This window comes from Siminovitchia sp. FSL W7-1587, from assembly GCF_037963795.1.
In the GTDB taxonomy this organism is placed as follows: domain Bacteria; phylum Bacillota; class Bacilli; order Bacillales; family Bacillaceae_C; genus Siminovitchia; species Siminovitchia thermophila.
Genome location: NZ_CP150169.1, coordinates 1,534,380 through 1,554,275, shown reverse-complemented (window position 1 = coordinate 1,554,275; position 19,896 = coordinate 1,534,380). Strand labels below are relative to the sequence as shown.

At 39.0% G+C, this 19,896-nt stretch carries 17 protein-coding genes; 11 read left to right on the top strand and 6 right to left on the bottom strand.

Features of this window, described 5'->3' with window-relative positions; all coding sequences use genetic code 11:
- Nucleotides 1–197: 197 nt before the first annotated feature.
- Entirely contained in the window at nucleotides 198–1,352 is a 1,155-nt protein-coding gene (locus NST31_RS07210) for an MFS transporter (protein ID WP_339164769.1), read from the bottom strand.
- Nucleotide 1,353: 1 nt separating this feature from the next.
- Nucleotides 1,354–1,893, bottom strand: a complete 540-nt coding sequence (locus NST31_RS07205) for a PadR family transcriptional regulator (RefSeq protein WP_339164768.1) — start codon at nucleotides 1,891–1,893, stop codon at nucleotides 1,354–1,356.
- 563 nt (nucleotides 1,894–2,456) lie between these two features.
- Here NST31_RS07205 and NST31_RS07200 point away from each other — a divergent pair.
- The 4 genes from NST31_RS07200 (at nucleotide 2,457) to NST31_RS07185 (ending at nucleotide 6,728) form a co-directional block, all read left to right on the top strand.
- Nucleotides 2,457–3,071: a PH domain-containing protein gene (locus tag NST31_RS07200; protein ID WP_077112784.1), complete on the top strand. Its 615-nt coding sequence runs from the start codon at nucleotides 2,457–2,459 to the stop codon at nucleotides 3,069–3,071.
- Between the two features lie 419 nt (nucleotides 3,072–3,490).
- Entirely contained in the window at nucleotides 3,491–4,249 is a 759-nt protein-coding gene (locus NST31_RS07195; protein ID WP_339164767.1) for a class I SAM-dependent methyltransferase, read from the top strand.
- A 449-nt stretch (nucleotides 4,250–4,698) separates the two neighbouring features.
- On the top strand, nucleotides 4,699–5,268 hold the full coding sequence (locus NST31_RS07190; RefSeq protein ID WP_339164766.1) for a DUF6434 domain-containing protein: 570 nt from the start codon (nucleotides 4,699–4,701) through the stop codon (nucleotides 5,266–5,268).
- A gap of 695 nt (nucleotides 5,269–5,963) precedes the next feature.
- The gene (locus NST31_RS07185) at nucleotides 5,964–6,728 is read left to right on the top strand and encodes a hypothetical protein (RefSeq protein WP_339164765.1); all 765 of its coding nucleotides are present in this window, start codon (nucleotides 5,964–5,966) and stop codon (nucleotides 6,726–6,728) included.
- Between the two features lie 167 nt (nucleotides 6,729–6,895).
- On the opposite strand, the gene NST31_RS07180 is transcribed toward NST31_RS07185, so the two are convergent.
- The 4 genes from NST31_RS07180 to NST31_RS07165 all read right to left on the bottom strand — a co-directional run bounded on the left by NST31_RS07180 (nucleotide 6,896) and on the right by NST31_RS07165 (nucleotide 13,196).
- Complete coding sequence (locus NST31_RS07180; RefSeq protein WP_339164764.1) at nucleotides 6,896–7,606, bottom strand: DUF1266 domain-containing protein; 711 nt, start codon at nucleotides 7,604–7,606, stop codon at nucleotides 6,896–6,898.
- 399 nt (nucleotides 7,607–8,005) lie between these two features.
- A complete protein-coding gene (locus NST31_RS07175; RefSeq protein ID WP_339164762.1) occupies nucleotides 8,006–8,950 on the bottom strand; it encodes a hypothetical protein in 945 nt (314 codons plus the stop codon).
- Nucleotides 8,947–10,650, bottom strand: coding sequence for a molecular chaperone HscC (locus NST31_RS07170; protein WP_339164760.1), 1,704 nt, complete (start codon nucleotides 10,648–10,650; stop codon nucleotides 8,947–8,949). Before NST31_RS07170 ends, NST31_RS07175 begins: the two co-directional genes overlap by 4 nt.
- A 1,784-nt stretch (nucleotides 10,651–12,434) precedes the next feature.
- Nucleotides 12,435–13,196 carry a DeoR/GlpR family DNA-binding transcription regulator gene (locus NST31_RS07165; protein ID WP_077112793.1) on the bottom strand — a complete coding sequence of 254 codons (762 nt, stop codon included), beginning with the start codon at nucleotides 13,194–13,196 and terminating at the stop codon, nucleotides 12,435–12,437.
- Nucleotides 13,197–13,594: 398 nt separating this feature from the next.
- On the opposite strand from NST31_RS07165, the gene NST31_RS07160 reads away from it, so the two are divergent.
- From NST31_RS07160 to NST31_RS07130, 7 genes are all read left to right on the top strand, one after another.
- On the top strand, nucleotides 13,595–14,686 hold the full coding sequence (locus NST31_RS07160; protein ID WP_339164759.1) for an alcohol dehydrogenase catalytic domain-containing protein: 1,092 nt from the start codon (nucleotides 13,595–13,597) through the stop codon (nucleotides 14,684–14,686).
- 54 nt (nucleotides 14,687–14,740) lie between these two features.
- Complete coding sequence (locus tag NST31_RS07155) at nucleotides 14,741–15,784, top strand: ABC transporter ATP-binding protein (protein ID WP_339164757.1); 1,044 nt, start codon at nucleotides 14,741–14,743, stop codon at nucleotides 15,782–15,784.
- 3 nt (nucleotides 15,785–15,787) lie between these two features.
- Complete coding sequence (locus tag NST31_RS07150; protein ID WP_077112799.1) at nucleotides 15,788–16,666, top strand: sugar ABC transporter permease; 879 nt, start codon at nucleotides 15,788–15,790, stop codon at nucleotides 16,664–16,666.
- 124 nt (nucleotides 16,667–16,790) lie between these two features.
- A complete protein-coding gene (locus NST31_RS07145) occupies nucleotides 16,791–17,531 on the top strand; it encodes a carbohydrate ABC transporter permease (RefSeq protein WP_139345674.1) in 741 nt (246 codons plus the stop codon).
- Nucleotides 17,532–17,564: 33 nt separating this feature from the next.
- Nucleotides 17,565–18,863, top strand: a complete 1,299-nt coding sequence (locus NST31_RS07140) for an ABC transporter substrate-binding protein (protein WP_339164754.1) — start codon at nucleotides 17,565–17,567, stop codon at nucleotides 18,861–18,863.
- Between the two features lie 17 nt (nucleotides 18,864–18,880).
- A complete protein-coding gene (locus NST31_RS07135; RefSeq protein WP_339164753.1) occupies nucleotides 18,881–19,612 on the top strand; it encodes a glycerophosphodiester phosphodiesterase family protein in 732 nt (243 codons plus the stop codon).
- Between the two features lie 103 nt (nucleotides 19,613–19,715).
- A complete protein-coding gene (locus NST31_RS07130) occupies nucleotides 19,716–19,856 on the top strand; it encodes a hypothetical protein (protein ID WP_171973947.1) in 141 nt (46 codons plus the stop codon).
- The last annotated feature ends 40 nt before the right edge of the window (nucleotides 19,857–19,896 follow it).

The window sequence follows — 19,896 nt, the reverse complement described above, 5'->3', positions numbered from 1 at the left end:
ATGGGCAAATGTAAAATAACTTGTTTTCTGCTCCCATGTTTGTAAAGCTTAGCTGGAAGACTGCAATGGGGTGGGTTGGAATTCGCTTCAACCTAATTAAAATGTCATTTTCATTTTCTTGAATATCTTCTGGTAGTTTAAATTCAGATAGACCAATATAGAATCTTTACATTTTATCCTCTTGGTAACAACCATTTTTAAGATTTTAATTTTGCTAGAGGAAATAAGTATAAAATGAAAAGAACGCCCAATGCTGAATACGCTATTTTTAGTCCAAATCCATCTGTAAGTGTACCCGCGACCACCGGCCCGGCCATCATGCCAAATGAATAGGCTGTATTGTAAACCGCATAAGTTAGGCCTTGAGAAGTAGCACCTGCTTCTTGAGAAATATCTGCTAACTTAGGGAGTGCAGGAGTTAGAATCATTCCAAGGGTGATTCCTAACAGTACAAGTGTACCAACTTGCAACCAAATAAGAGTTGGTAAAGCGTTTAGTGGTAGTACAATTGCTGCCATTACAATACCAATCCTTATTGTCTTAACATGACCAATCTTAGTAGAAATAGACCCAATAAGAGGGGAAGTTAATCCATAACCAAGAGTTACTACAGCAAACAAAATTCCTATTGCCCCCGGGGAGATTTTTAAGCTTTCATTGAAGTGAATTGGCAATGTTGGTTCAATACTTGCAAAAACAGTTGCACCAATTACTGCAACCCCAGCAATTATGAAAACATTTCTGTTTTGTAAGATTTTAAAAGGTGATGTAAAACTCTCTGCCTTCGTTTCAGGGATTTTCCGAAGCAATATTAAACTTAGAATCGCGATAATAAGTGCAATCCCTGTAGCAATGAAAAAAGGAAAGTGGTATCCACCAAATTCATAAAGCCAACCTCCAATTGGAGGGCCCAATAGTACTCCTCCTGCTTGACCAGACATGGCCAATCCCAGCGCTTTTCCTCTTTCTTCTTTTTGAAACACTTCTGCTAATAATGCTAATCCAGCTGTCCAGGGTATTGCCGCAGCAAATCCCTGTAGTAAACGTGCCAAAACCAGAACCCAGAAACTTGTAGCAAAAGCATATATTAAAGTTGTTACCGCTAATGCCATAAGGCCTAATACCAAAAGTTTTTTTCTCCCCATTTTATCCGCTAAAGCTCCAAAAAATGGGGTAGCAACAAACAAGGAAAGGGCATAACTGGAAAATAATAAACCTATTTCTGATTGTGAGGCTCCTAATGATTCAGCATGAACTGGTAAGAAAGGGACTACTAATCCATACATAAGCATATCTGCAAAAATTGCTAGAATCACTACAATTAAAACAGAATATTGAATGTTTCCTTTCATTTTATTTCCCTTCCTTAATAAACTTAATGATTTCTTCAATGGTTTTAAGTTGTAATTCGCATTGCTCATACATATTATTAAAAATAAAATTTATATTAGCAGGTAATTGCCCTAAAACTTTCTGTTTTGCCTCGTAACCAGATTTCATATTTTTATAAACGCTTGTAATCTCTTGTTTTTGTTTCTCTAAGCTACTTAATACTTGTTCATCATGTAAGTTTTCCATAAATGTCAATGCTGTATAAAGAGGCGCTGGGAATACTACAGATGAATCAGTAAAAGAATCTATAAGTAGCTGGTTAAGTTCATACTCTCCATCTTCTGTTATTTTAAATATTGACTTGGTTCTTAACCCAGTCTTTTCAACTTTTTCCAAGATGACTTTTCCTTCTTCTTGCATTTTCTTTAAAGCGTGATAAATAGATGCTGGTTTTACGTAAGCCCACATATCTGTTTGTGATGATTCCATCATTTGTTGAATTTCATATCCCGACATCGGGCCATTTGCTTTTAGAAGTCCAAGAACTATAGTGCGTGTCATATATTAACCCCTCCATCATCATACTAAACGTTAAATACTAAACGTTTAGTATTGGAATAAAGATATTGTAACAAAAAAAAGAAAAATATAATAGCCAAAATTACTATCCCACTAAATACTCCCATTTTAATTAGTTTTTGCTATGTCTTTTTTTTTGAGTAATTTTTACACTAAATGTTTCGAAGATTACATGTAGCAAACCAGGTAAGAGTATAAAGTCGGGTGATAAAGTGATTATGGAGATGGCTTTACCAGATTCACTGTCATTTATTAGGAGAGCTAAAAAAGCATGGCCAAATATATGTATAAGAAAAAAATAAGGAAAAATGAATAATGGACCTCAGTGTTGAAAGAATTTTTAAAGCCACCTTTTTTGGCAGTGATGAAGAGGAGGTTATGTCACATGGAAATATTATATATTTGTATGTTACTAAACAAACGCTTGCGATTTTTTTCTGCTATTTTTAAATAAAATGTGACAAAATTAACCAAATAGCTTTTTGTGTGGCTATTTATAAGATATGATAAAAGAGAAATGAATACTGAGGAGGTAGGTTGTAAGGATGTTTAAAAAAATCGCAAGTGATGCTTTGGGATTAAGTGACATTGGAAAAATTATCTCTCCGCAAGATTTTGACAAGACAGAGTCTGATGATTATGTACTATATGAAGAGGGAGAAAAGATCCACTTTTTAATCAAATCGAAATCTGATGAATACTGCTTTACGAATCGTGCACTAATTCATCTTGATGGTGAAAAAGCGACAAGTAGCAAGCGTAATATTTATCGGTACGATTATTATAAACATCCGATAAAAAATGTCACAATAGAGACTGCTGGAACAATTGATTTAGATTTGGAAATAAAGTTTACGATTGGGGAGCAATCTATTTCTGTTGATATTAACAAAAAAGAAGGAAAAGCGATTGCAGATTTGTATAAATCATTGGTAGCTATTTCACAAATCCAAGATACAAATAAGCGAATGAAGAAATTTGCAAAAGATAGTTTGCAAGTATCGAAGTCCCTCTTTGAGAATAATCGTTTCCATGAAGGGCTTATCTCAAAAGAATTTGAACAAGCGGCAACATTTGCCTTTGATTGGTATAAAACGACGTATGAAGAAAACACACAAAAAGACTTTGGGGACGTTTTTGAAAAATATATTCAAAATTAATGATACATTGTTTTATCTAGTCCGTGTTTGGCGAACTTTTTGATGAAGCATAATATGCTGTTGCGGTGTCCGATATGATGATGGCTTTTCAAACTATGCTTTGAATACATAAAAAGTTCACATCAAAATGTTCACAAAATACCACAACTACCTAGAGCTGGATTGTTTATATATCGGCGCGGATAGGTAGTGGATTTTAGATGAAAGAGTGATTCTTTTGTGGGTCACTCTTTTAATATGTACCCTTCAGCTTCATGGTTTTTCAATAGCTTTATCATTAAACTATATCAAAAATTGTGTATATTCAAAAAAAGAGAGGGGTTCATGATAATCGTCGGCTCTTTATATTCAGGTAACAAGAATAAGGTGCGAAAAGTCATTCAATGAGCTTTTCCGCATATAAAATCGGAGGAATTGCATTGTTTAGTTATTATGGTGAACTCAGTACAGAGCTTTATAATGTTACAAAGCCTATTGGCTATTCAGTAGATGGTGATATTGAATATTACCTTGAAAGATTAACAGGTACGAATGGGAAGATACTGGAAGCAGCAGTGGGTTCAGGGCGGTTTTTAATACCTTTGCTGGAGAAAGGATATACTGTTGACGGCATTGACTATTCGCCTGCCATGTTAGATTCTTGCAGGAAGCGCTGTACAGAAAGAGGGTTACATCCGAATCTGTATGAAGGGAACTTACGCAGTTTTCAATTGCCTTCAAAATACGAAGCGATTGTCATACCTACGGGTTCATTTTGTTTGATTGAGAAATTAGAGGATGCCAAAAATGCCCTTACATGTTTTTATAACCATCTTATACCTGGAGGGCGTGTCATCATTGACCTGCTCTTTCCTGTTCAGTGGCGTACAGGAGAAACATCCACTTCCACTTTTCCTTTTTCCGATGAAGAAGGTATTTTATTAGAAAGCAAATCGATTGAAATAAATTGGGTAGATCAATATACTTTAACGCACTTAAAATATGAAAAATGGAAAAAAGGCAAGTTAGTGGACACTGAATTACAAAGATTTGCCATCCGGTGGTATGGAATAGAGGAGTTCAAACTGATTTTGAAAAATGTTGGTTTCTCTGAAATCACTTGCTCCGCTGATTATGATTACATGAAGGAGCCAACGAAAGAAACGCAATTGATTACATTTGAAGCTGTACGTAAATAGTTGAGAACATCAAGTTGTTTTGGAAAGCAAAAAAACCTTTGGATTTTTGAGTCGAGCAGTACAAAATTCAAGGGTTTTTTACCGTTGGTGGACACTGATCATGAGTTCTTTTTTTGAATGGACTGATATGGCTTAGCTCAAAATCAGTTTAAACCTTTCATTTTACGATAAGTGGCATGTCGGCTCAGACTAAGGTTTCCATTGTTCGGCATGGCCAGACTTGGGCACTCCACATCGTTGACAAGAGGCTGCGTTAAAGCCCTATAAACAACATGAAGGCAAATGTAAAAACCTTTCATTTCACACGGTTTTCATGTTTTTTGCGAATATTCGTTAGTTTTCAGCTTATGTCCCAGCGTTTTTTGGAAACGGATTTATTTGTAACGTTTTTTGCAAAATGGGAACTTACGTTCTATAATGTGTATGAAGTAAATGTGGAGGGAAAATGTATGAGACCTAGTCTAACGAAAAATACAAGCGTGGAAAGTTTTAAAGATTTCTATTGGTTAAAGGAAGAATTACAATCTTTTTGTAGGGAAAATGGAATAAGTGCCTCTGGTTCTAAGATAGAAATTTCCGATAGGATTGAAACATTTCTTCGGACAGGGGAGATAAAAAAAACTGCGAGAAAATCAAAAACGAATAAGAAGGTGCAACCTCAAGCAGATCTAAGTCTTGATACAGTCATTATGGAAAACCATCGCTGCAGCCAGCATGTAAGAGCATTTTTTAAATCGGTAATCCCCAACTTTCATTTTTCCACTTATATCCAAAACTATTTTAAGAACAATGTCGGAAAAACATATCGTGATGTAGTAGACGCTTGGTATGAGGAAGAGGAACGAAAGAAAGACCCTTCGTACAAGAAAAACATTGCACCTCAATTTGAATATAATCAATTTATACGCGACTTTTTTGCTGATCCGAAAAATAAAGGAAAAAGCCGTAAAGAAGCGATTGCAGCCTGGAATGTAATCAAGCAATTTCCCGGAAGCAATAAATATATGTCTAATCATTAGTTGAGCATTTTTCAGCATATTTTATTGACGTGATTTGACTTTTGCCAGGCAAAAAACAAGCATTTGGTTGACTCGTTCAGCAAATGCTATTTGTTTGTCCTAATACCGAGCAGTTAGTTGCTCGACCCTTGAAGTGTCAGAAGGTTCCGTCACTAACGATAAAACAAAGACGGCCTCATGCTCTTTTAATAAATATGCGGCTTTAAGCCGCGCCCATTCATTGAATATATTTTCATGGTAGTGTATAAGCCATATCATTGAGGGGCTTTTGGCGATGATTGTGTCTTGAACGATACTTGTGTTGCCGTCATGAACATATCCGAAACCTAACAAATCGGTTTCACGAATACTTGTTCATTTGGAAACAAATCTTGTTTCATAGATATGATTTGCTGAGTCCGCTTAATTCTTCAATATCCTCTTTCCGCATCCTTGAACGTCTCCTAAACGCTCATATATCCACTTTTATTTCGTTCCAATTTTAGATGAAACGTAAGCTAGCCTGACAAATGGTTCGGATAAAAGACGGCTGCTAAAATAGTGTTTGCCAGAAAGTTTCAGGGGTAAATGAAAAGCAAGAACAGAAGAGAAAACCTAGTTTAGAAAAATACAGAAATATAAATGTAACATTTGTAACCTAAATGAAATATTTGTGATAATATATAAACATGGGAAATGTAAAAAGGAGGAGACCGATGAAAAAGTTTTATGCTATTGTATTGATGTCTGTATTTTTGTTAGCTGCTAGTGCATTCCATTACTCGGGGACAAAAAGTGATGTAAAAGCTACTCAAGTAGCAGAAGAAATGGCAGTTAGGGACCTCCAAAAACCGGCGGAAAATACGAAACCAGAAGAAAAAGTACTTGATACAACAGCCATAACTGCAAAAATATCAACGGCTACAGAGGAAACGAATAAACAAGCAGAAAAAGTAGAACCTGAAGAAAAGGCAAAACCTGAAGAAAAGACAGTGGATGCCGTAAAAAAAGAAGAAACAACTCCAGCGGTTAAAGAAGAGACAAATAAACAAACAGCAAAAAATGAACATAACACCAATCCAGAACAAGTAAATGAAGGAAAAGATACATCTGCCGAAGATGAGATCATTATTGACGGTACTAAATATGTTCTGGTTATGGATGAGAATAAACATCCCAATTTAAGTGATATCATCATTGCCGTACGAAATCATGGTGCAAAACTATACGCTATTCCTGATAGTGATGTATTTATCATCATAAAGGATCAGAATCCTATTGCTTATATGAGTGCCGGAGTTTTAGAGGCTCTTCCGGACTATGCGGAATTGGTAAAAGATATGTTAACAAATAGATATGAGGGGTTTAAGGAGAATGTCGACCTAGCCATACAAACAGGGGAAACGGTGCAGGTGAATTGGGGATCAACAGGGTACCATATCGAGTTAAAAGATGGATGGTTAATCGTTAACTATTTTTAAAGATAAAAACCCTTGAATTATTTGAAAAAATTCAAGGGTTTTTACGTTTCGGCAGACGAATATGGTTGTAACAAGTCCGGTTTCTAAGGGTTATTTTTTTGCACATAACATCACTGTTCAGGCACACCATTCATTGCGCGCAACATTGTATGATCGACGAAGGCTCATCAGATAGACAATTTCCCTTGCTTGTGAAGGGATTCCCCTTTATCAGGGAGCAGGTTCTGGTGCCATACCACTTTATCGACTAATGTATTGCTAGCAAACAAGCTCATAGCCCCGTTAAAAATATGCCTGGCTTTCTTCATTTCCGGATCGGATTGGCTAAAAGCGTATCCTGCGGCAAAAGCTGTCATATAATCCTCCCAATTGTTGTAATGGCTCTGTAGACGCCTGGCTATTTCTATTTTGGTTTTCCAAGCTGTTTCGCTTGTTACATACCCATAAACAGGGCCGATTCGGCTTAAAAAAATGGCCCATCCTCCTCCAAACGCAGCAATGTCTCCCGAAGGCAGTTGCGGAAGGAATTTATCAACAACCGCCCTTCTGGCATAGTCGGGGTGGTTCGTTGATGTTTCCATATATCTTTTGCGTGAGGCATCCGTCAAAGCCGACAGATGAGCATGTATTTGTCTATATTCATCACGATAACCGTCATCCAGCAACCAGCGAATGGTGCTTTTGAATGATGCCGCATCGGTAATGTTCCAAGCGAGAAGAGCATTTTTCATAACCTGTTTTCGCAGCCAGCGTTCTGCCTTATGAAATTCATAGACATAATAGTAGTGGCCGAGAACACTGTCCGTACATATGGTAGAGAGGCAGCGGAAATATAACTCCAACTGCTTCCTTTTTTTGCGGCTGTATTGATGTAACATGAGTAACTCCTTTCTAAGTTGATAAAACTCGTCTAACCTTCCATATTTTCCAGGCATTCCACAGTAAAAGGATGAGCAACAGGTCTGTAGAATACGGATGTAGATCAAAAAGCAGCGAAACAATCAAGTAAAGACAAATATAAAACCAGGTTAATCTTAAAAACAGGAATGAGTGAAACAAGAAATCGTCTCGGAGCGGTTGCTTCCGTTCTGCAGGATCGAGGGTCTTGCCGTACGCATTCTCCGCAATACACCAGTGGATATATGATCGAAAATGGAGCTTGTTTATTGCTAATGTCTCCTTTATCAACTCTCGGCCATCTGCCGTATTACCCAGCGCTAAATGGCAACGACCAGCCAAGACCAGCACATTTTGGTCCTTGTTCCCTTCGTCTTTGCTCAGAAGATGCATGCAGTCGGCAAGGGCGGCCTCATACTCCTGCTGATCATAGTAAAGCAGGGCACGCTGCCAATATCCATCAGGATCTCGGGCTGAAGAGCGATGACGCGGGTGAAGCATTCCAACGCCTCATCGGGCTTCCTTATTTCCAGATAATATTTCCCTCTCATTAATTCCAGATCGGGGTCGTCCGTGAACAGCCCATGGGCTTCTTCCAGCAAATCGCCTGCTCTCTCTACTTCCCCATTCATCAGCATATATTGGGCTGATTCTCTCAGATCCAAATATTGTTCGATATCGAAGGCGATTTCTTGATTAACAAAACAATCATATCTGAGCTCCATCGTTCCTTCAATTTGCCTGATCATATACTCTACAAATTCTTCATCATAATGCTTCAGCAGCTCTTCTTTGTCCTCGTGAAAACCGAATGTGTTGTCCAGCACTTCCCAAACGATACGGGGAAGATGATGATCATCTTCAAGGAAGGAAATGAGCCCATCCCGCAGCTCCTGGCTGTATTCCATCTCCCATACAATATCTTCGTCCATAAGGGTTTGCCAAGACTCGGGGGTGATGCGGGCGTAAAAATCGTCATATAGTTCTTTCACCTGTTGAAGAAACGCGTATACCGGATGGCGTTCGGTTTTTGGCTCCTCCAGCGGCACAGGGAAAAAATCATTTGAGTTGAAAAAGTGTTGCTCCGAATCAAAAGATTCCTCACTATCTTCATATTGACTCTCATCCTCTTCATCCTGAAAAACAGTCAAGGAGGCAGCTTGGCTCTTAGCCTGTTTCATGGCGGCGTCGTAAGCCTCCCTAAGCCGCTGATACCCTTTAGGATCATCTTCAGGATGGTGAAGTTTCAGCTTTTTGGCATAAGCTTTTTTGATGGCCGATTCTTCAGAGGTCGGATCAATCTCCAAAATATCCCAGATGCTCACAAGAAATTCAACCGCCTTTCTACTTCTTCCAATCGTTCCTTAAACTGTTCGGCCGCCATTTTGATTTTTTGATCATCCTGCGTTTGTAGTACACTTTCAAATTGTTGTATGAACAGCGCGATGGCATCACGGACTTCGCCGAGCGTCTCCTCATACAGACGTTCTCCCTTGGCGATCAACAACCTGTTTTCGGTGCGGTCCCGCGGATGGATTTTAATATCCTTCAATTCCAACAGCCGCGCTTCGATCTGTTCCTTTGTCATATTCCCGGCATTTTGCTCAATGATCGTCCGCTTCTTCTCGCCCGTCGAGACACTAATCACCTCGACTTCAAGAATGCCATTTATATCATAGGTGTATCTTACATCAATCATTTGCTCACCGGCTGGGGCCGGAGGCACTTTAATGTTCAGCTCTCCAAGTTTGATATTATTTTCGACTCGCCGGCTTTCCCCTTGATAAACATCTACCGTTATCCTGGTTTGATCATCCCTTATCGTACAAAGCCGTTCTACCCTGCTGACGGGAATCGGTGTGTTCCGTTCAATGATCGGCAAGAAGTTTCCGTCGGAATATTGCCCGCTGCCTAATTCCCGAACGACGCTCGTGCCGAGCGTATACGGGCATACATCCGTTAAAATGATCTCTTCCAACGCTTGATTCCGTTGTTTTAAAGCGGTTTGGATGGCCGCACCCAAGGCGACCGTTTCATCAGGATTGATATTTGTGTACGGCATTCTCCCGAACATACGGCCAATGACATGTTTAATGAGCGGCATTCGGGTTGCTCCGCCGATCATAATGACTGCATCCAAGTCTGAAGGGGACAGGGAAGCATCGCGAAGCGCCCGTTCAATCGGCTGGCGCAGACGAAGAATGAGAGGCTGAGCCAACTTCTCGAACTCTGAACGGCTTAGCTGACAGTCATAAACTTCACCGTTTAAGGTCATGCTCATGTCCACAGTTGCTTTCTGGCCAATGAATAGCTTGCACCTTTCGGCCTGCTTGTAAATGGCCGCTTTCGTCTTCGAGTCGAGCGCTTCACTTTCAAGTTTGTGCGTCTTCATGAAATGGGAAATCAACAGCTCTGTAAAATCTTCCCCACCGAGAAAGTTATCTCCCGCAATAGATTTTACATCCATAACGCCCTCGAACAGCTCCAAAATGGACACATCGAACGTTCCGCCCCCCAGGTCAAACACGAGAAATTTCGTTTCCGGTTTTTCCTGATGCAATCCGTAAGCAATGGCCGCGGCGGTCGGTTCGCTAATAAGTCTCTCTACCTTCAATCCGGCAATCTCTGCCGCGAGCTTTGTTGATTTCCGCTGCGCATCGTTGAAATAAGCCGGTACGCTGATAACCGCTTCCGTAACCTGTCTGCCAAGATAATTCTCTGCATCCTCTTTTAGTGTTTTCAGCACGAAAGAGGAAAGCTCCTCCGAAGAGAAGGAGTGTTCTCCAAGATCATACTTTTTTTCCGAGCCCATATATCGTTTAAAAGCGGATGCGGTCAGATGCGGGTGAGTAATGAGTCTCTCTTGGGCAATACGCCCGACCAAAATACTCCCATTTTCATCTACACTGACAATGGATGGAGTCATTCGCTCACCGAGTACATTAGGGATAATGACGGGTTTATCCTCCGTCCAATAGGTTACTAGACTATTGGTTGTCCCTAAATCAATTCCTATCGTTGTCAAAGAATATCCCTCTTTCTATCTGTGACTTTATTACATAAAATTCCACTTATTGGATCATCCTCTATTTCTATCCTATTTTAAAATGTTTTTTATCGCAATCAATGCCGCTGAAAAATTCCCGGCAGGCTGAAATTTTCTTGGACTTGAACAATTCAGTAAAGGTGTATTTGTTTCTTCTGAGGGAAAGTCGATGGAAATTTTGGTCATGAGCCAATGCATCGATCGACTTGAACATTCCTTTAACGAATTAAAATTACTCTTTATTTTGTGCAACGGATGATGAGGTTGCGATGCGTATGAAAAAGGATTTTTATCCCCTTAGCACCCAAAATAGTTTTGGGAAGTTTCTAGAATAGGAGACTTCAAAGTTTTTTATTCATTGTCTTGACGGGTATACATAATCCTTTCATTTGTCTTCAATGAAATGGGATATGTCAGACAAAAACATTTTATGTGTAAAATCCTTATTGTCTAAAAAATATACCTTAATGTACCTCGCATTCCATAACGATTGTGGCTGACCGCTATATCCCGGAAAACATGAACGATGGGGAGGTTATTACTGGGAAAAAGCAAGAACATTTGATTAATGTGTTTACATGTTTTCAGCAAGATCACCCTAGCAGTAAGCTCTGCTTATCGGCATGAAAAAACAGCCTCAAAACTTCATTCTGAGCTTGAGATCCGACATTCCATTTTTCCACTGCTTTGTCCCTTCGTCTCATTTATGAAGGCCATCCAACGATGTTGCGATGACACTTGGAATGAATCGTAACGCAACAGATATTAACAGCCCTATAAGGTGGAAAATCCGGTTCGCTTGTTGAGACGGGCATTGAAGGCCGAAAAAAAGGAATGGTGTGCATGACCTCAGAAAGTAATAAGATGATCAGTACGATAATGTGATGGCGATGGAATGATTAATTAAGTCATTCTTAATTTACGGGATTGAAGCAGCCCGAAGTATACGTGAAAAACATAAGAAAAGCTCCGTAACGATCATAAAAGAAAGAGTCTGTTTGACACAACTAAATCAGCTGATGAAAAAACGAACCATAAAGTGAAACTTCATTCAGTAGGGTTCCTACTGAATGTTAGTTGAACCAATCGGGCATTTAGGTGCCGTTATCTCCCACTTAAACCTTTTATATTCACTCAAGCTTTTGAAGTGGGAGTCTTACGGCACATTACATGCGGGATAAAGTGAAACTTCATTCAGTAGGCGTTTTCTTCCATCTCCTACTGACTGTTAGAACCAATCGGGCACCTTACATGCGGGATAAATGGTCCCAGTGTATCATACGCAAGCTTTTAGCGTAGTCAACATAGGTAGACTCCTGCGGGAATAGCTCGAGCTGAAGATCCGGCAGGGAAGCGACCTTTGTTTTCCGAGGAAGCTGAAGCCGGGCACGCGGAAAGCGAAATATGTTGACGTAGCGATGATAGGGATTTTTTTACTCAAATAGGGGAGTGGACATAAGGTAAAAGCTGATTGTTATTCGTAAGAATCGTGAGAATAAAACCGCGTGAAATTAAAGTTTTCAAACCGGTGGTTACCCCTAAAAGTTAGAGTAGAAAGTCTCATTTTCGGGGGTAAGTACCACTTGATTTCACGCGGTTTATTCATTTTTACAGGGGTATGTCCCGGCCCTTTTTTTGTTCGCGAACCATAGATTATCTGATGTTTCTCAATTATTAGGCCTTCATTGCTTGCCGTTAATCATTTGCAAATTCGAAGTTTCATTTACCCTTGTACAATAACTGCCTTTTGTATCCAATGGCTGTTATGCCAGATGGATACGAACCCCTTGCTCTTCCCACAGATGTAAATCTAAACCTTCAGCTTCTTTTCCAGTAACGATATCGTCTATTTGCTTAATGCCGGCTACCTTGTGTAAGGAGACACTGCCAATCTTTGTATGATCAGCAACGACGATCACTTGTTTGGCGGCGCGAATCATTCCCCGCTTAGCGGAAACGAGATACTCATCAAAATGTGTTAATCCTTTTTTGTGATGGAGGGCCGGTGTCCCCAAAAAGGCCTTATGAACATGGAGTGTCCCTAAAACTTCATCCGTAATCATTCCATTTAACATAAAGCTATCAGGAAATAAAGTTCCTCCTGTAACGATCACTTTGATTGATTTCGCGGACCGCAGAATCGCCGCAATGTTTATATCGTTTGTTATGACAGTTATATTTTTTCTATGAATGATGGCATTCGCGATATGAAGGGTTGTTGTACCCGAATCAAGAATGATATTTTCTCCGTCTTTTATTAGCTCTGCTGCCTGTTTGCCAATACGTGATTTTTCCTCGTATTGGACGGTGGTACGTTCTTGGAAAGGGGGCTCAGAATGTACTTCCTCATCTATCATGACGCCTCCATGTGTTCTAATGAGCAATCTCTTTTTTACTAATGAACGAATATCACGCCTAACGGTTGCCTCATGAACGTTAAAATGCTTAGCGAGATCTGAAATGGTAGTGGCGGTATTGTTTCTAACATACTTTAATATTTGTTGTTGTCTTTCCAATGGCAACATTGAATGCACCTCTTGAATCAATATTTGGATGTTCGAGAGAGGAACTCATCCTATTCTATTATGCTCTTTTTTTTCTCTTTGTGCTTAAATAAGCTCATTTAAATTCAATTTTAACAGATTCTTTACATGATATTAACAAAAAACATAATCATTATTGATAATCCAATAGTAAAATGCTAACTAAATCTAATTTTTTGTTCGTTTTTAACCTAAATGAATAAAAACGAACAGTTTATCTATGGTTATACCGGTTTATTTCACTCAAATATGTTCATTTGTGTTTAAATAAGTGTTTACAAGCATTTTGTTTCTTAGTATCCTATTAATCGAACAGTTCAAAAATCACCTGTTTATTTGAACGTTTAGATGTAATGGATAGCAGAAAGGAGCTCGACATTTTGTTAGAAACAAAAGAACAAATTCAATCCAATGTTTATCAATTGATAAAACCTGGTGTTTTTAAAGAAGTAAACATATCTCACCCCTTACAAAACGGGGAAGTAGTCGTTGAGCCTACTTTGGGAAGCATCTGTCATGCAGATCTCCGTTATTTTTCTGGTCAAAGAAGGCCTGAAGCGCTAAAAGAAAAACTGCCAATGGCATTGATTCATGAGGGGATTGGAAAAATAGTAAAAAGTAACTTGGACTCGCTGCCCGAAGGGACTCGGGTAGTCATCGTTCCCAACATTCCCGGCTACATTTTAGAAGGAAAGCAAGCAAATGATTGCTGTCCGATATGTCAAAAAGAAATGGGGGATAATTATTGTGAGCATAAGAGATTTTTGGGAAGTGGCTATGATGGGTTAACCCAAAGCAAGATAGTCATGCCTTCTTCTTGTGTGATTCCCATACCAAATGAAGTTCCAGATGAAGTAGCTGTTTTATCAGAATTGTGCACAGTATCATATCAAGCGCTTCGTTCGATTAAGGAAAAGCTGCAAAACTCAACCGTCGCCGTTTTTGGAGACGGACCAGTAGGTTATATTACAGCCACGATGCTTACACACATATTTGGCATAAAAGAAGATAGACTTACAGTTTTTGGAGCGAATGCTGATAAGTTGGAACATTTTGATTTTACGAAATGTTTCAATGTGTTGAGTGATCATTTCTCAGAAGGCAATCAATATGATATTGCCATTGACTGTACAGGAGGGAAATTTTCCGAAAATGCCATCAATCAGGCGATTGATCTCTTAAATCCGCTGGGTGAAATCATTTTGCTGGGTGTTTCCGAGGAAAAAGTTTGGATTAATACAAGAGATGTTTTGGAAAAAGGCATCTCGTTGAGAGGAAGCAGTAGAAGTTCATTCTCCGATTACCCGCCTGTTTTAAAAGCCATGAAAAACCCTTCTTACCAAGAGGCGTTAAGAGCGTTGCTTCCGAGAAAAAGGACAGAGATTACATCTGTAGAAGATTTGAAAAATGTAATGGATGACGCGCTTCAAAACCGTGGATGGGAAAAATGTTTATTAGAGTTCCATTGGTGATTTGCAAAATTGTGCTTTTCAACAATAACAAATTGATGCGAGGGGGTACGTTGATTGGCGTCCATAGAATTTAAGCAAGTTACAAAAACATTTCAGCAAAATGTAGTGATCGAAGATTTAAATTTAAAAATTAGAGACGGCTCTTTTACAGTATTGGTAGGACCTTCTGGTTGTGGGAAGACAACTCTTCTTCGAATGATAGCCGGGATTGGTCCTCAAACATCTGGACAAGTAATGATTGGCGAAAAAGATGTGACAAATATTCCGCCGGGTAAACGTGGGGTCTCAATGGTATTTCAAAACTATGCGCTTTATCCGACAATGACTGTCAGGGGAAACATAGAATTTGGATTAGTCAATCATAAAGTGAAAAAACATGAGAGAAAGCAACTGGTAGACAGTATCAGTAAAAGTGTCGGGCTCTTCGAATATCTTGATCGAATGCCATCCACTTTATCAGGAGGACAACGACAACGGGTCGCGTTAGCGCGCGCCATGGTAAAAAATCCATCCGTCTTTTTAATGGATGAACCATTATCAAATTTAGATGCAAAATTAAGGGCGCAAATGAGAATTGACTTGATTGAACTACATAGAAAACTGGGGACTACTTTTGTTTATGTAACTCATGACCAAGTAGAAGCGATGTCTATGGCAGACACAATCGTATTAATGAATAAGGGAGTGATTCAACAAGAAGCGCCGCCTGAAGAAATGTACCGTGATCCTAACAACTTATTTGTTGCGCAATTTATCGGGGTTCCTCCCATGAATATCTCAAACTTGGGCGTAGATCATGTTAAGTTTGGTTTTCGACCAGAGAAACTTATATTATCTACTTCACCGATCAAATCCTATTTTTCAATAAAAGGAAGGATCGTTACGCGTGAAATGTTAGGATCGGAGACGATCTATCAGATCAGATATAATGATATTTCTTTTATGGCAAAAAGTACCGAAGACAAATATCAAGTTGATCAGGATATTAACGTAGGGGTTCAGGCGGAAGATATATTCTTCTTTGGAGAAAACGAAGAACGGATTCGGTCAGATCATCCAAATTTCCAAAGCTATTTGGAAAAGTTAAGGGAGTATTAGGATATGAACAAACAGAAAGTATGGGAGAAGTTGCGTCCATATGTAATGATTGGTCCTGCTATGATGGGGATATTTATTTTTGTCATTTATCCAATATTGAATTTGATCTACTTAAGTTTCTTTGACTATAACTTAATGAACAAAGCAAAAAGTAAGTTTGTAGGGTTCGACAATTATGTACAGATTCTTTCGCGAAGTGATTTTTATAAATCGCTAAGCAATACGTCTTTATACACATTGGGTGTCGTTGTACTAACAATGACCATCTCTATATTGATTGCCCTATGGCTAAGTAAACAAACGAAACTAAATTTTGTCATTCAAGCTGGATTGTTTACGCCCCATATCGTCTCCATCGTATCAATCGCGTTGATATGGTTGTGGATGATGGAGCCGGGTATAGGATTTCTCAATTATATTTTGAAAACTTTGGGATTGCCGACTTCCCAATGGTTACAGAGTTCCAAAACAGCTTTAATTTCCATCATTATTGTCTCCGTATGGCAGGCGATCGGATATTACATCATTATCATCGTTGCGGCATTACAAGGTGTATCGCCTAGTATTTATGAGGCAGCCGCGCTGGATAATGCGAAAAAATCAAAAGTATTTTATAAGCTCACATTACCATTAATTTCGCCACAACTCTTTTTCATTTTGGTCATTATGACGATTGGTTCCTTTAAAGTATTTGACACTGTCAGAATAATGACGGGCGGGGGACCGAATAATGCGACCAATACGCTAGTCTACTATATTTACGAATACCGAACAACAAATATAGGGTATGCTTCAGCCACTGGTGTGATTTTAATGTTCATTATTGGTCTGTTAACAATCATATATTTCCGGTTGCTGTCTAAAAAGATATTTTATCAATAGAATGAGGTGGCACCAGGAAGGGGGAGCATGATTGAGTTCAGGATTTTTTCCGCGTTTTAAAGGAACAGTAAACATTCTATTAAAGATACTTGTATTATTAATCTTTATATTTCCGTTTTTATGGATGATCTCTACATCCTTACAAACGTTTCAAGAAACAATGGCATTTCCACCTACGTTGATTCCTGAAGTACCGCAATGGATTAACTTTGTAGATGCGATGCAAGCAGGACCATTTGTAACTTACGCCAAAAATTCAGTGATCGTGACAACATCCATTATTGTCATTCAGCTGTTGATTATGATACCAGCTGCGTATGCATTTGCCAGATATGACTTTTTTGGAAAAAAAGTATTGTTTGCCCTGGTAATACTTGCATTTATGATACCCGGGCAGATTACCTTCATTCCAGTGTATTTGATGATGGCCGAGTGGGGACTTATAAAAACCCTGCTTCCCCAAATACTTCCATTTATGACCAATGCCTTCGGGATCTTTTTATTACGACAGTATTTTATGCAAATACCTGATGAAATTATTGAAGCGGCACGGCTTGATAACGCAAGTGAGTTTAAAATTATGTGGAAAATCATGACGCCCATGTCAAAACCGGCGCTTGCAACCATTGCATTATTTAGTTTCGTCAGTCATTGGAATGATTATTTCTGGCCGCTTGTCATGACGGATTCTGCCGAGGTCCGCCCGCTAACATTGGGAATTGCGATGTTAAGACAAACGGAAGGAATTAGTAATTGGCATATAATTATGGCCGGAAATGTGGTCTTAGTACTGCCGATATTGATTATTTATGTATTTTGCGCAAGGCATATTGTGAAAGCATTTGTTTATTCAGGGATTAAATAATTCCTAATAATAAAAATTTTCGGAGGGGAAGAAATGAGAAAACATATTTTGATGATTTTGATAGTGGCAATCATCTCAATGTTGCTTATTGCCTGTAGTTCTGATAGTTCGTCCTCGGGAGGAAATGATGATGCCGGGAAGAAGAAAAATGGTGAGAAAACGACGATTCAGTTCTGGCACGCATTAGGCGGTAAAAATGGTGAACTAATTGATGAAATGTTAAAACGTTTCAATGATTCACAAGATGAAATTGAAGTTGTTGGTTCTTTTCAGGGTGGATACGATGAAGCGGTCACGAAATTACAACAATCCATCTCGGCCGACACATCTCCCGATATTGCGATGATAGAACGGGCATATGTAGAGATGTTTGCTGATTCAGAGGTGCTAGAAGACTTGACACCTTATTTTGAATCAAGTGATCTAAATGTTGACGATTTTACAGAGGGATTAATGGGTCATTCGTATTTTAATGATCAGCTTCTCTCTCTTCCATTTAACCGTTCGACTCCCATTTTACATGTGAACAAGTCAATGCTGGATGAAAACGGCTTAGAGGTTCCAACTACTTGGGAGGAATTGAAAGAAGTGGCGAACGCCTTAGTGATTAAAGAAGGAGATGAATACAAACGTTATGGATTTAGTATGCCTTACGATACTTGGTATCCAATTGCCATGATTACTCAATCAGGTGGAACATTTTTTAATGAAGATAATACATCGGTTGGATTTTTTGATAATGGTGTAGGTGAAGAAGTATTTTCATTTTTAAAAGACGTACAAAGTACTGGCGCTATGTATTATCCTCCTGCCCAGGACTCGGGTAATATCGTTAACCAAATGTTCATGAGTGAAAATATCGGAATCATGTATCAATCAACTGGTACAATCGGTACTTTAATGGAAAATGTTGAGTTCGATTATGTCACAACGTTCCTGCCTAAAAATGATGAATACGCAGCACCTACCGGAGGCGGGAATATTGCTATGCTTGCCGGTTCGGAAAATAAAGAAGCAGCATGGAAATTTATCGAATGGATGTTGAAAGAGCCGGAAGGATTATTACAGTTTGTCATAGACTCGGGCTATCTTCCATTTACTAACACGATGGTTGAATCGCAAGAGATGAAAGAACTGTGGGCAAAAGAACCAAATCGACAAGTAGCTTATGAACAGCTTGAACATGCTGTTGACACGAACAAGGATGTTGAATGGCCAGTCATCATGCATGAGTTCTTCTCCGCAATAGAAGCGATTATGTATAATGACGAAGAAATTAAGCCTACATTGAAAAAGTTTAAAGAAGAAACAGAAAGAATTTTAAATAAGTAAGGAAGTAGATCCATATTATGATAGAACAACTTCAATCAAAAACCGGTATAATCGTTGCGGCCCACCGCGGATATAGTGCTAAATATCCGGAAAACACTCTGTTGGCGTTTCAAAAAGCAGTTGATCTTGGAGTTGATATGATTGAGTTTGATTTACGACTATCTAAAGACAATGTAGTCGTCATTATTCATGACGATACTGTCGATAGAACGACAAATGGGACAGGCATGGTAAATGATCTTACATTAAAAGAATTAAAAGAGTTGGATGCTGGTGAAGGGGAAAAGATTCCCACGCTGGAAGAATTTTGCGAATCACTTCAACCGTATGCTGAATTACTTTTCAATGTTGAAATCAAGCCATGTGATCAAGCGATTGAAGTCGCCGACCGTACGGTCGAATTGCTTAAAAAATATGATTTCCTTGATAGATGTGTATTTACGAGCTTTGATGCAGAAGTGATTACGCATCTTCATGACAAATACAATGTAAAAACACAAGGTTTTCCCGGGGAGAAAATGCTTCATTATATTCCCGGTGAAGACGGGACCATTTCTAAAATATGGGCAATCGGAATGAGCATGAAGTTATTGAACCCTGAACTTGTACAAAGTTACAAAGCTAAAGGAAAACTGGCATGGTGCTATTGTCCGGACGATATGGAGCAAGTCAAATACGCGTTGGATTGTGGAGTAACGTTATTAACATGTAATGATCTATTACCTGCATTAAAGTATATTAAAAAGTAGAGGCGGAAATAGGAGAAGCTTTTTTCGTGGAATAGAACAAAAAAGCGGGGTGTCAAATCGCGAGAATTGACACCCCATTTTAGCACCAGGGAGGATTCCCAAAATGAGCAGAGTCGAGAAAACACTTGGCATCGGAATGGATAGCGTAAAGAGACGACTATGCAGCGACAGGGCTATTTCTGTCATGTTTAAAAAATTCGACACCTCCACTGCGACTTTAACCGTTGATAGAACAATATTTTAAGAGGCAGGATGTGTGACATACAAAATGAATCGACTGTTTC